Genomic DNA, 12549 nt, shown 5'->3' on the forward strand with positions numbered 1-12549 from the left:
GAGCCAGTCTGTCGCCGTGACGCCGCCACCGGGGAAGAGTAGTCTCCGAAGACCATGACCGAAGGAACATCAGAGACCCCCTGGAAGCTCACCACCGCGCCCGGATCATCGAACTACGAGATGTACGTCTCGGGTGACGAGTTGGTCTGCCAGGTCGGCTCGACTCGGCTGACCTACCAGGCCAGGGCGATCGACGATCTCTACGCCTGGCTCGTCGAACAGGGTGACTGGGTGCCGCTCGGTGCCGCCGATGAGTCGAAACCCGCCGCAGACGGGACCGTGGAGGCGTGGGGCCGTTCAGAGTCCAATCCGGTCGGAGGCTGGTACGGGCTCCGTAAGGGTTACCGTGGACGGTTCGGCATGTACCTGCCCCCGCTGCTCGAAAAGCTGGGGCTCGTCGAACTCACCCACACCCCTCGAAACAACTCCGTCCGCGCGCTCCCGGCTCGCTAGCGATCGCTCGACGGCAGCCTCAGCGCTTGCGCGAGAAGGCCTCGACCCGCTCCTCAGGGCTCAGCGCCTCCATCTCGGCGATGAACTCCTCAGTGAAGTTGTCGGCGGTCTGGAAGTCGCCGATCGGCACGACCGAATGGGTGATCCGGTCGTCGTAGACGTGCACGAGGTTGTACGACTGCCCACCGTTCATCCCGTTCGTCGCCCTCGGCGGGTTGGAGAGGTTCATCGTGTAGCACGTAGCCGCGGCGACGGACACCGGAATCCCGGCGAACATCGCGTGCATCGCGTAGTGGAGGTGCCCGGCGAGGACGGCCCTGACGTCGGTGCCCACAAGAACGGATGCCAGGCGGGGCTGGTCGCGGAGCTCCAGCAGGTCGAACAACGGCTGCGGGGCCGGGGCAGGCGGGTGATGGAGGCCGACGATCGTTCCGAACTCCGCCGGCGTCGCGAGCTCGGCAGCGAGCCAGTCCAGCTGCGCGTCGTCCAGCTCGCCGTGGTGGAACCCGGGGACGCTCGAGTCGAGGCCGATGAATCGGAGCCCGCCGAGGTCCCAGACGCGGTCGACTGGGCCGTCCGACGGCGCCTCGCGCAGAAGCCCCTGCCGCATCGGTCCGCGCTCGTCGTGATTTCCCATCAGCCAGATGAGTTCGGCGCCGAGCCGCTCAGCGACCGGTTCGACGCGATCGCGGAGCCTGGTGTACGCATCAGGTTCGCCGAGATCGGTGAGGTCACCGGTGAAGACGAGGGCAGACGGCCGGATGCCGGTGGCCTCGACCTGCAGGAGCGCCCGTTCGAGGTTGGATTCGGTGGTCACGCCGCCGTGGAGCAGTGCTCCCCCGGCGAGGAAATGGGTATCACTCAGGTGCACCAGCACCTGGCGAGCGGGCGGATACTGACCAAGCTGAACGGACATGCGCCCAGCCTAGCCAGCACCACCGATGGTGGCTCAGCCGAACAGCGCCTCGATCGGCCCGCGCGCGAAGTAGATGAGGAAGCCGGCCGCGACGACCCAGAGCAGGGGGCTGATCCCGCGGGCCTTACCGCTGAGCGAGCGAAGCACCACCCAGGCGATGAACCCGGCACCGATACCGTTGGCGATCGAGTAGGTCAGTGGCATGACCGTCACGGTCAGGAACACGGGAAGCGCCGTGGAGAACTCGGTCCACTCGATGTCCCTGATCTGCGACATCATCAGCGCACCGACGATGACGAGAGCCGCCGAGGCGACTTCGCTCGGCACGATGCTCGTGAGCGGTGTGAGGAACATGGCGAGGACGAAGAGGATGCCTGTGACGAGGTTGGCGAAACCGGTGCGCGCTCCTTCACCGATTCCGGCACCGGACTCGATGAAGACCGTGTTCGACGACGCGGACGCAGCGCCACCGGCGACGGCACCGACACCCTCGACGATCAGCGCGGACTTCAGCCGCGGGAAGTTGCCCTTCTCGTCGGCCAGGCCGGCTTCCTTGCTCAGGCCGGTCATCGTGCCCATGGCGTCGAAGAAGTTCGTGAACACCAGGGTGAAGACGAGCATGAGGGCCGCGAGCACGCCGATTCGCTCGAAGCTGCCGAAGCTGAACTGGCCGATCAGGCTGAGGTCAGGGACGCTGAAGATCTGGCTGGGCAGCGCGGGAACGGAAAGGCTCCAGCCGCCCGGGTTCTCGCCACCGTTCGACGCACCGACGGGGAAGATCGCCTCGGCGATGAGAGCGAGGACGGTGCCGACCAGGATGCCGATGAGCAGCGCGCCCTTCACCTTGCGGGCGACGAGCACGCCGGTGATCAGCAGGGTGAGGATGAAGATGATCGTCGGCATCGTGGCGACCGACCCGTCGGTGCCCAGGCCGACTGGCGGCGACGCCTGCCCCGTCGAGGTGACAAGTCCGGCGTTGACGAACCCGATGAACGCGATGAACAGGCCGATGCCGACGGTGATCGCGATCTTCAGCTGGATCGGAACGGCCTCGAAGATCAGTCGTCGGAGGCCGGTGGCCGCGAGCAAAACGATGAGGAGGCCGTTGATCACGACGAGGCCCATGGCCTCCTGCCACGTGACCTGACCGACGACGCTGAACGCGAGGAACGAGTTGATGCCGAGGCCGGCCGCGAAGGCGAACGGGAGTCGGGCGATGACGCCGAAGAGGATCGTCATGACGCCGGCGGTCAGCGCGGTGACCGCGGACAGCTGCGCGAAGCCGAGGGAGTTCCCGTCGACGTCGACACCGCTCGACAGGATGATCGGGTTGAGGATGACGATGTAGGCCATCGCCACGAATGTGACCAGGCCGCCGCGCACTTCACCGCCGAACGTCGAGCCCCGTTTGGTGATCTCGAAGAATCCGTCGATCCGGTTCTTGATTGTCGGCGCAGCTGTCGATGTCACTCGGGGACCCTCCGAAGGGAAAAGTGGTGGTGGATGTCGCCCGCGGATGCTCACGCGATGCGCAAGGTTCAAGCATATTGCCAGCTGGATGCCCGTCGGCGCGCGCTCGCGATTGTCGGTACGGTAACGGAGGACTCCCGTCCTCTCCCCTGTCACGAAAGAAGCACGAATGGCCCTGCCCTGGAAACTGCACGGCGACGGTAAGAACGTCGGAGCCCTCGAAGTGGTCGGCCCAGCCGAACGCCTGACCTGGTCGAGGATGGTCGGGCTCGGTGCCCAGCACGTTGTCGCCATGTTCGGTGCGACGTTCCTTGTGCCGATCCTCACCGGCTTCCCGCCGTCGACGACACTCCTGTTCTCGGGCCTCGGGACGATCCTCTTCCTCCTCATCACCCAGAACCGCCTGCCGAGCTACCTTGGTTCCTCGTTCGCGTTCATCGCACCGATCACCGTCGCGACGACCGCCCAGGGAATGGGCAGCGCCCTCTTCGGCATCGTCGTTGTCGGCATTCTCCTCGCCCTCGTCGGCCTGCTCGTCCAGGTCACCGGGATCGGCTGGATCAACGCACTGATGCCCCCGGTCGTCTCCGGCGCCATCGTGGCACTCATCGGGTTCAATCTCGGCCCTGCCGCGTGGAACAACTTCCAGAAGGCGCCACTCACGGCGACCATCACCCTCGCGGCCGTGGTGCTGGCATCCGTTCTCTTCCGCGGCATCCTCGGCCGGATGTCGATCCTCGTGGGTGTCGTCGTCGGATACGTCGCCGCCGTCCTGTTCGGTGAGGTGACGTTCGACGCCGTCGGTGAGGCGGCGTGGATCGGGCTGCCCGAGTTCAACAGCCCGGCCAACCCGTTCACGAACCCGGCTCTCTGGGCTCTGCTCCCCGCGTTCCTTCCGGTCGTCCTCGTGCTGATCGCCGAGAACGTCGGGCACATCCGCGGAGTAGCCCAGATGACCGACGACCAGTCGATCAACGCCCTGACCGGCCGCGGCCTCTTCGCCGACGGACTCGCGACGGTGATCGCGGGCTTCGGTGGCGGCTCGGCGACGACCACGTACGGCGAGAACATCGGTGTGATGGCGGCGACCCGTGTGTACTCGACGGCCGCGTACTGGATCGCCGCGATCTTCGCCATCCTCCTCGGCCTCTCCCCCAAGGTCGGCGCAGTGATCAACACGATCCCCGCAGGCGTGCTCGGCGGAGTGACCACAGCGCTTTACGGGCTCATCGGCATCATCGGCGTGAAGATCTGGCTCGACAACAAGGTCGACTTCTCGAAGCCGAAGAACCAGTTCACGGCGGCCACGGCGCTCATCATCGGCATCGCCAACTACACCTGGCAGACCGGGGACGTGATCTTCAACGGCATCGCGCTCGGAACGGTCGCCGCGATCGTGATCTACCACGTGATGAACGTGCTCGGCCGGATCCGCGGAACCGACTGACGCTGCGGCATCCGGTCTCCTCACCGGTTCCGGACGTACTCACCTCGCGTACCCGGTGAGTGCCTCCGGAAAAGCCAGGCCGCACACGGCGTGAACGCGGCCAACGAGAAGCGGCGCGTGACCCTGATGGTCGCGCGCCGCTTTCTGTTCGTCCTGATGGACTCAGCTTCCGCTGAGCGCAGGGACGATGAGGTAGATGCCGTACAGCACGGCCAGCGCGCAGATCGTGAAGCACGTGTAGGCCCCACCGAGTGCGAAGCGCTTCTGCATCGGAGTGAGTGGGTTCTTGCGCGCCGCTTTTGCAGCCTTCTTCGCAGCGGACTTGATCTCAGCAGCGGTGAGCACTGTGATGGCGTCTGTGAACGTGGCGGGGCTCACGACGGGGACGCGGCCCGCGACGACGAGGAGTCGGAGTCCGAGTGCGAAGAAGCCGACGACCACTACGGTTCCGACCATTGCGACGACGAAGACGATAACGAAGGCCCACCAGTCGATCATTTGGTCACCTTCTTCGTTTCGGGTTCAGCGGCCATGACGACGGCCTCGCCTGACGCTGCGACCTCGCTGACGACGTTGTGGTGGCCGACCTGGTCGCGACGGGACCACAGGAAGATGAAGAGGATCACGCTGACACCGACGACGGCATCCACGATGATTCCCCAGGTGCCGAGACTGGCCACGAAAGCCGCGAGCGCACCGACCAGACCGGCCGCGGGCAGGGTGAACAGCCAGCCGACGAGAATCTTGCCCGCCGTCTTCCACCTCACGGTCGAGCCGCGGCGGCCGACGCCTGAACCGATCACCGAACCTGAGGCGACCTGGGTGGTCGAGAGCGCGAATCCGAGGTGGCTGGACGCGAGGATGGTTGCTGCCGTGCTGGTCTCGGCCGCGAAGCCCTGCGCGGGCTTCACGTCGGTGAGGCCTGTACCGAGTGTCTTGATGATGCGCCAGCCGCCGACGTAAGTGCCGAGGGCGATGGCGACGGCACAGACGACCACGACCCAGAACGGTGGACCGGAGTCCGGCGCAAGCAGGCCGACCGAGATGAGGGCCAGGGTGATGACACCCATCGTCTTCTGCGCGTCGTTGGTGCCGTGCGCGAGGGCGACCAGGGAGGACGAGAAGATCTGCCCGTACCTGAATCCCGAGCGGCCGTCCGGCTTGTTGTCGTATCGGCGGGTGATGCCGTAGGCGAGCTTCGTGGCGACGAAAGCGATGAGGCCCGCTGTGAGCGGCGCGAGCACGGCAGGGAGGATGACCTTCGACAACAGAACGCCGAAGTCGATGGCGCCGATTCCGAACCCGACGAGGGCAGCTCCGATGAGCCCGCCGAAGAGCGCGTGCGACGAACTGGACGGGAGTCCGAGCAGCCACGTCAGCATGTTCCAGACGATCGCTCCGATGAGGCCGGCGAAGATGAGCTCAGGGGTGATCAGGACACCCTCGTCGCCCTCCTTGATGATGCCGCCCGAGATGGTCTTGGCGACTTCAGTCGACAGGAAGGCGCCGATGAGGTTGAGGATTGCTGCGAGTCCGACGGCGACTTTCGGCTTCATGGCGCCCGTTGCGATGGGGGTCGCCATCGCATTTGCGGTGTCGTGGAATCCGTTGGTGAAGTCGAAGAAAAGGGCTAGTGCAATGACGAGCACGATAATGAGGGTGATATCCACCGGCATAGTTCTCTGAGTCGGGACTCCCCGGCGCACACGTCTGCCCGGAAGAAATTCACCGGGAGTTCATGGATGCAGGGTTGCCAGTTGAGGCGGCCACACTGATACTTACACCCCTCGCCTGATGCGTCAACTTGACACCCGTTTTGCAGGAAATCGTCAGCGTCCTCCTCCGCCGCCTCCCCCGCCGCCGCCACCCGAGAACCCGCCCCCGCCCGACCCGCCCGAGGTGCTGGCCGTCGCGCTGGCCGACCACGGTGTCGACGATCCGGACGAGGTCGAGAACGCTCCCATCGACGACGCGAAGGCGTATGACGAGAAGCCCGAACGGCTGAAGTACCAGTCCGGGTCGCTCCCCGCCCGTTCGTAGTACCGGCCGAGTTCCTCTGACCACTCCTTGTCGACGCCCCAGAGAACGGCGAACGGCAGGAGCTTTTCGTAGAAGGCGACCATCTGGACGGTGTCGCCAGGGTTCACGATGTCGTCGACGCTCACGCGCTCCGCTCCGGTCGGGCTCTGAAGCATGGCGATCCGGTCCGCCTCGGCGAGCGCGAGGTACTCCCGCAGCCCGAGCAGGTAGTCCCGCACCTCGACCCCGCTGTCGGTGAGCGCCTTCCGTGGGAGGACGGCGATGATCGTGCACACCAGCGCAGCGATGCTGACGATGAGAGCGAGCACCACCCAGGCGTTGGCGCCGTAGTTCGCGACGGAGGCGATGAACAGGGCCATGACCGCTATGAACACCACTGCGGCGATCGCGAGGTACCAGCCCGCGCCTGGCACGCGCCTCTTCACCCGATACCCGGCGTCGACGGATGCCTGGGGCGCTCCGGCAGCGAGCGCTTGTACCGCTTTCGCCAGCTCGGTGTCGGTCGCGCTGAGGTCCTTCACCTCGCCTGCCCTGCGATTCTCTCCGAACAGCTCGTCGAGCACTCCCCTGTCAGCAGCGGATGCTCCCGCGTCGGTGAGGAATTGGAGCCGGTACTCCCGCTTCGACGAGAACATCGACGACGATTCGCCCTCGTCGATGATGCGGAGGTTGCGTCGCACGGCGAGGCTGAGGATGAGGGCGGGCATGGCCTGCGCGGTCTTGCCGATCAGGTCGGCGGCCACGAAGATGTCGAGACCCTTCGGCACCGTGTACTGGGGAACGATGATGCCCCGACCGGCGGCGTCACGTGTGGCCCGTCGCCGCGCGATGACGGCGCCGAGGAGCGAGAGAATCCCGAGACCGGCGAGTCCGGCCGGCGCGACGGTGAACGCGGGCCAGGTGGACGGGATCTCCGGGGTGACGAAGGTGCCCGGTTCGAATCCGATGGCCAGCGAGATGTTCCCGCCTGGGCCGAGCGGCATCTCGGGTGAGGCGAACTCCGTCGCGCCGTCCTCCGTCGTGGTGGAGAGCTCGCAGGTGGTGTCAGACCCCTGCTCACCCGAATAGCACGCGGCGTCTCCTGTCAGCTCTCCGGAGAGTTCCTCGGGCACGACGACCCGCATCTGCGCCGCGGCGAACGGCTGCTCCCAGCCGGTGCCGGGGGCGTCCCAGTAGAACTCGTCCGCCTCGGTGTCCGCGAACGCCCTGACGGCGTCGCGCTGGGTGTACTCGATCACGTAGGTCTGGCTGCCGCGCACGTAGTCGTCCGTGCCGAGGGCGAGTTGGATGAAGCCGTCCTCCGTCTCCGAGTCGTCGAACGGGACCGGGTTGCCGTCGGCATCCGTCACCGAGACGATCTCGGTGTGCAGGTTCACGCCGAGGTAGCCCTCCGGGATGGCCCGGATGATGCCCTTGTTCTGGTCGAACTCGGGGAACTCCGCCACGAACGTCTCGACGGCCCTGAGCGTCGAGTGCCCGTCGGCGTCCCGGCCGAGGGTGTACTCGCCGTCGAACGAACTGAAGGTGAAGTCGGAGACGTCGGAGCGGATGCCTCCGGCGTGGGCCGCTGACGGCAGTGCCATGGCCGCAGTGATGAGGAGAGCTGCAATGACGGCAGCCATGCCTCCGATGCGTCGCTGCGTCGAGCGGGGAACAGGTCCAGGCTGGGGCGTCATGACCCCAGCCTACGAGGACTACATTTCCTCGTGTGTGTTCGGGTCTCCGCCGAACAACCGTCCGTCCGCACGACCGAGGCCGGTGATCGCCGAGAGTTCGTCATCGGTCAGCGCAACCCGCGGAAGATCGAAGTTCGCCCGCTGGCGTTCAGGGTTCCCCGATTTCGGGATCGGGACGACCCCACGCTGCTGGTGCCAGAGGAGTACCACCTGGCTCGGTGTGATCCCGTAAGCCGATGCGATCTCTCCTACGACGGGTTCCTCGTACGGCGCCGCACGCTTGCCGAGCGGGCTCCACGCCTCGGTGACGATCCCGTGTTCGGCGTGGAACTCGAGCAGCCCCTCCTGAGGGAAGTACGGGTGCAGCTCGACCTGATTGACCGCGGGGAGCACCCCGGTCTCGGCGCCGAGCCTCTGCAGGAACTCACGGGTGAAGTTGGAGACACCGATCGAGCGGACCCGGTGGTCCTTCTTGAGCTGGACCATGGCCTTCCACGAGTCGGCATAGCGCCCGACACTCGGATTCGGCCAGTGGATCAGGTAGAGGTCGATCTGGTCGACGCCGAGCGCAGCGCTCGAGGCGTCGAACGAGCGCATGGTGGCGTCGTATCCGTGGTCGCGCCCCGGCAGCTTCGTGGTGAGGACGATCTCGTTGCGGGGAACGTCGGTCGACGCGATGGCGCGGCCGACGGCATCTTCGTTGCCGTAATTGACGGCGGTGTCGATCAGCCGGTAGCCGATGTCGAGAGCGGAGCGCACGGCATCCGTCGCCTCATCGCCCTTCATCGGGTACGTGCCGAACCCGATGGCGGGGATCGACTGGCCGTCATTCAGTTTGCGCGATGGAAGTGTGCTCATGCTTCGACCCTACGCCGGTAGCGTTGGAGGATGGCCCTCCCCACCCCTCCCCGCGCGGCGATGCACCCGACCGAGAGAACCCACCACGGCGACACCGTGATCGACAACTACGAATGGCTGCGGGAGAAGGACAGCGACGAGGTCGTCGCTCACCTGACCGCGGAGAATGCGTGGACCGAGGAACAGAACGCACACCTCGCCGATCTGCGGGAAACCATCTTCGGAGAGATCAAGAACCGTACCCTCGAGACGGACCTCAGCGTTCCTGTGCGTGAAGGCGAGTGGTGGTACTACGGCAGGAGCATCGAGGGGCAGGAGTACGGGGTGCACTGCAGGGCTCCGATCACCGGCCCCGACGACTGGACTCCCCCGGCCCCGGAACCGGGCACGCCTATCGCACACGAACAGATCCTCCTCGACGGAAACCTCGAGGCCGCCGGCCACGATTTCTTCTCCATCGGCTCATACGACGTCTCCCGCGACGGTTCCCGCCTGGCCTACGCGGTCGATGTCCGCGGCGACGAACGGTTCACCCTCCGAGTGCGTGACCTGGCCACCGGCGAGAACCTCCCCGACGAGATCGAGAACACCTCTCATGGTGCGGTGTTCTCACCCGACGGCGAGTTCGTCCTCTACACGACCGTCGACGAGTCGTGGCGCCCCGACACCGTGTGGCGACACCGCATCGGAACGGCGCGCGAGGAGGACGTCGTCGTATTCACCGAACCAGACGAGCGTTTCTGGCTGGGAGTGGGCGTGACCCGCAGCTCGCGATACATCGTCGTTGTCGCCGGGTCGAGCGTCACAAGCGAATGGCACCTCATCGACGCCGAGTCCCCCGAGTCCGAGCCGCGGGTCGTCTGGCCGCGGCAGGACGACGTCGAGTACTCGGTCGAACACGCCGTCATCGACGGACGGGACTGGCTACTCGTGCTGCACAACGACGGGGCACCGAACTTCGAGCTCGTCGCCGTCCCACCGGATGCCGTCGGCACCGGTCCACAGGACGCGACCGTCGTGCGCGCGCACAGCGACGACGTGAGGCTCGAAGACGTGGAGGCCTTCGCCGGGCACCTCGTCTTCGGGTACCGTCGCGACGGGCTCAGCCGCCTGGCCATCGCCGGGCTGGACGGAGTTCCGTCGCCTGAGGCCATCAGCATCGACGAGGTCGGCTTCGACGAACCGCTGTACACGGTCGGCCCCGGATCGAATCCGGAGTGGCACCAGCCGAACGTCCGGTTGTCGTTCGGGTCCCTCGTCACGCCTGCGACCGTGTTCGACCTCGATGTCGCCGACCGGTCGCTGACCCTGCTCAAGCAGCAACCGGTGCTCGGCGGGTACTCGGCGGAGGACTACGAGCAGAGGCGAGAATGGGCCACGGCGGATGACGGCACGCGTGTTCCGATCTCGCTGGTCTGGAAGCGCGGATCGACGGGCCCAGCGCCCCTCCTGCTCTACGGCTACGGCTCGTACGAGGCAAGCATGGACCCGGCGATGTCGATCGCCAGGCTCAGTCTCCTCGACCGCGGCGTGACCTTCGCGATCGCACACGTTCGAGGGGGCGGCGAACTCGGCCGCGCCTGGTACGAGAGCGGCAAGACGCTGACGAAGAAGAACACGTTCTCCGATTTCGTGGCGTGCGCCCGTCACCTCGTCGACGCGGGGTACACGACGACGGATGCCATGGTCGCCGAGGGCGGCAGCGCCGGCGGCCTTCTGATGGGCGCCGTCGCCAACCTCGCGCCCGAGCTCTTCGCGGGAATCCTCGCCGAGGTCCCCTTCGTGGATCCGCTCACGAGCATCCTCGACCCGGAGCTTCCGCTCACCGTCATCGAGTGGGACGAGTGGGGCAACCCGCTCGAGGATCCTGACGTCTACGCGTACATGAAGTCGTACTCACCGTACGAAAACGTCCGCGATGACGTGACGTACCCACGCATCCTCGCGGTGACGAGCATCAACGACACCCGGGTGCTCTACGTTGAGCCCGCGAAATGGGTCGCCCGCCTCCGGGAGGTGGACGCCCCGGTGCAGCTCAAAGTGGAGATGAGCGCAGGGCACGGTGGAGTGAGCGGCAGGTACAACGCCTGGCGCGAGCGTGCTTACGAGCTCGCGTGGGTGTTGGACACGCTCGGGCTGGCACAGAGCCCGGGCTGACGAGATGGCTGGGGGTGGCAGTCCTGTTTCGCAGATTACCTCGGTACTGGCTGCCGCCTTTGTTGACGCTTCGCGTCAACCAAAGAGGATCGCGGCTTCGTCGTATCGTGCCTGTGGCACAGTCTTCAACCCGCCCAACGCGTCAGCGAACGGCACGTTGACCAGTTCCGTGCCACGAAGCGAGACCATGGTGCCCCACTCCTGTTTCATGACGGAGTCGATGGCCGCCATACCGAGGCGGGTGGCGAGAACCCGGTCGTACGCGCTCGGGACGCCACCGCGCTGGAGGTGACCGAGCACGGTGGCTCGCGACTCGATGCCGGTGCGCTCTTCGATGATCGGCGCGAGCAGGTCTGCGATGCCTCCGAGGCGTGGACGGTTGAACGCGTCGAGGCCCTTCTCGGAGTGTGCGGTCTCCATGGTGTCGAGGGTGAAGCCCTCTGACACGACGATGACAGGTGCGCGTCCGCGGTCGCCGACGCTCTTGGCCCATTCGCAGATCTGATCGAGGGACTGCGGCTGCTCGGGAATGAGGATGGCGTGGGCGCCAGCGGCCATGCCGGCGTGGAGCGCGATCCAGCCGACGTGGCGACCCATCACTTCGACGACCATGCACCGACGGTGGGACTCCCCCGTCGTGCGGAGCCTGTCGATGGCTTCCGTGGCGATCTCCACGGCCGTGTCGAAGCCGAACGAGTAGTCGGTGGCGTCGAGGTCGTTGTCGATCGTCTTGGGAACCCCGACGATCTTGAGGCCGGCATCCGTCAACCGCTTCGCCGCGGCCAGGGTGCCTTCGCCTCCGATGGCGATCAGGGCGTTGATGCCCAGACGGTCGAGCGTCGCCTGGATGTTCTCGGGTCCGCCGTGTGGCCCGTCGAACGGGTTGGTGCGACTGGTGCCGAGGACGGTGCCGCCCTGCTTGCCGAGCCCGCGGACGCTGTGCCGGTCGAGCGGCATGGTCAGACCTTCGACGACACCCTTCCAGCCGTCGCGGATTCCCACGAACTCCTGGTTGTGGATCTTTGTGCCTTTCAGCACAGCGCCGCGGATGACGGCATTCAGTCCGGGGCAGTCGCCGCCGCTGGTGAGCACACCAATTCTCATAGGTTGATTCCTCGTACTGGAGCTTGGGGGAATGAAAAGAGCAGCGTCGTTGCTGCATCGAGAATAGCGTGAGACCCGGCCCTTCGTTGGCCGACCCCGTCCACGTCGGATCCCGACACCCCCGAGAAGGCTGCTTTCCTATGAATTTCGTCCCCGCTGACGGCACGATCACGATGTTCTCGACGACCTGGTGCGGCTACTGCAACCGCCTGAAGTCCCAGCTCGACAAGGCGGGGATCGGCTACACCGAAGTCAACATCGAAGAGGTCCCGGGAACGGCCGACTACGTCGCGAGCGTCAACGGTGGAAACCAGACAGTCCCGACCGTCGTCTTCCCGGACGGATCGACAGCAACCAACCCGTCGCTCATCGCTGTGAAGGCAGCCCTCGGCGTCTGACCGCCTGCGCATCCCGAATGCAAGGGGTGG

General features: G+C 66.1%; 11 protein-coding genes. 4 read left to right on the top strand and 7 right to left on the bottom strand.

What is annotated here, in order from left to right; all coding sequences use genetic code 11:
* Positions 1 to 54 precede the first annotated feature (54 nt).
* Positions 55 to 453 (top strand): DUF6855 family protein, encoded by a 399-nt coding sequence (locus tag AC1M2K_RS00580; RefSeq protein WP_480239418.1) that lies wholly within the window; start codon positions 55 to 57, stop codon positions 451 to 453.
* Between the two features lie 19 nt (positions 454 to 472).
* On the opposite strand, the gene AC1M2K_RS00585 is transcribed toward AC1M2K_RS00580, so the two are convergent.
* Complete coding sequence (locus tag AC1M2K_RS00585; RefSeq protein WP_480237483.1) at positions 473 to 1369, bottom strand: phosphodiesterase; 897 nt, start codon at positions 1367 to 1369, stop codon at positions 473 to 475.
* 33 nt (positions 1370 to 1402) lie between these two features.
* On the bottom strand, positions 1403 to 2839 hold the full coding sequence (locus tag AC1M2K_RS00590; RefSeq protein WP_480237484.1) for an NCS2 family permease: 1437 nt from the start codon (positions 2837 to 2839) through the stop codon (positions 1403 to 1405).
* Positions 2840 to 3008: 169 nt separating this feature from the next.
* Between AC1M2K_RS00590 and AC1M2K_RS00595 the strand changes: the two genes are divergently transcribed.
* Complete coding sequence (locus AC1M2K_RS00595; protein ID WP_480237485.1) at positions 3009 to 4286, top strand: uracil-xanthine permease family protein; 1278 nt, start codon at positions 3009 to 3011, stop codon at positions 4284 to 4286.
* Positions 4287 to 4448: 162 nt separating this feature from the next.
* Here the strand turns inward: AC1M2K_RS00595 and AC1M2K_RS00600 are convergent, their stop codons facing one another.
* The 4 genes from AC1M2K_RS00600 to AC1M2K_RS00615 form a co-directional block, all read right to left on the bottom strand.
* Positions 4449 to 4784, bottom strand: a complete 336-nt coding sequence (locus AC1M2K_RS00600) for a peptidase (RefSeq protein WP_480237486.1) — start codon at positions 4782 to 4784, stop codon at positions 4449 to 4451.
* Positions 4781 to 5956: an inorganic phosphate transporter gene (locus tag AC1M2K_RS00605; RefSeq protein WP_480237487.1), complete on the bottom strand. Its 1176-nt coding sequence runs from the start codon at positions 5954 to 5956 to the stop codon at positions 4781 to 4783. The genes AC1M2K_RS00600 and AC1M2K_RS00605 overlap by 4 nt, the downstream gene beginning before the upstream one ends.
* 159 nt (positions 5957 to 6115) lie before the next feature.
* Positions 6116 to 8002 (bottom strand): DUF2207 domain-containing protein, encoded by a 1887-nt coding sequence (locus AC1M2K_RS00610; RefSeq protein ID WP_480239419.1) that lies wholly within the window; start codon positions 8000 to 8002, stop codon positions 6116 to 6118.
* An 18-nt stretch (positions 8003 to 8020) separates the two neighbouring features.
* Entirely contained in the window at positions 8021 to 8860 is an 840-nt protein-coding gene (locus AC1M2K_RS00615) for an aldo/keto reductase (protein WP_480239420.1), read from the bottom strand.
* A 30-nt stretch (positions 8861 to 8890) separates the two neighbouring features.
* Between AC1M2K_RS00615 and AC1M2K_RS00620 the strand changes: the two genes are divergently transcribed.
* Positions 8891 to 11017, top strand: coding sequence for a S9 family peptidase (locus tag AC1M2K_RS00620; protein ID WP_480239421.1), 2127 nt, complete (start codon positions 8891 to 8893; stop codon positions 11015 to 11017).
* Between the two features lie 75 nt (positions 11018 to 11092).
* Here AC1M2K_RS00620 and AC1M2K_RS00625 read toward each other — a convergent pair whose 3' ends face one another.
* Positions 11093 to 12121: a 6-phosphofructokinase gene (locus tag AC1M2K_RS00625; RefSeq protein ID WP_480237491.1), complete on the bottom strand. Its 1029-nt coding sequence runs from the start codon at positions 12119 to 12121 to the stop codon at positions 11093 to 11095.
* Positions 12122 to 12261: 140 nt separating this feature from the next.
* Between AC1M2K_RS00625 and AC1M2K_RS00630 the strand changes: the two genes are divergently transcribed.
* Positions 12262 to 12519, top strand: a complete 258-nt coding sequence (locus tag AC1M2K_RS00630) for a mycoredoxin (protein WP_480237492.1) — start codon at positions 12262 to 12264, stop codon at positions 12517 to 12519.
* The last annotated feature ends 30 nt before the right edge of the window (positions 12520 to 12549 follow it).

Source organism: Mycetocola sp. Y171, from assembly GCF_056713165.1.

Bases quoted from the DNA above. Each gene is read 5' to 3' on its own strand.
- AC1M2K_RS00580 (WP_480239418.1), top strand. From the start codon at position 55: ATGACCGAAGGAACATCAGAGACCCCCTGGAAGCTCACCACCGCGCCC.
- AC1M2K_RS00585 (WP_480237483.1), bottom strand. From the start codon at position 1,369: ATGTCCGTTCAGCTTGGTCAGTATCCGCCCGCTCGCCAGGTGCTGGTG.
- AC1M2K_RS00595 (WP_480237485.1), top strand. From the start codon at position 3,009: ATGGCCCTGCCCTGGAAACTGCACGGCGACGGTAAGAACGTCGGAGCC.
- AC1M2K_RS00600 (WP_480237486.1), bottom strand. From the start codon at position 4,784: ATGATCGACTGGTGGGCCTTCGTTATCGTCTTCGTCGTCGCAATGGTC.
- AC1M2K_RS00610 (WP_480239419.1), bottom strand. From the start codon at position 8,002: ATGACGCCCCAGCCTGGACCTGTTCCCCGCTCGACGCAGCGACGCATC.
- AC1M2K_RS00615 (WP_480239420.1), bottom strand. From the start codon at position 8,860: ATGAGCACACTTCCATCGCGCAAACTGAATGACGGCCAGTCGATCCCC.
- AC1M2K_RS00620 (WP_480239421.1), top strand. From the start codon at position 8,891: ATGGCCCTCCCCACCCCTCCCCGCGCGGCGATGCACCCGACCGAGAGA.
- AC1M2K_RS00625 (WP_480237491.1), bottom strand. From the start codon at position 12,121: ATGAGAATTGGTGTGCTCACCAGCGGCGGCGACTGCCCCGGACTGAAT.
- AC1M2K_RS00630 (WP_480237492.1), top strand. From the start codon at position 12,262: ATGAATTTCGTCCCCGCTGACGGCACGATCACGATGTTCTCGACGACC.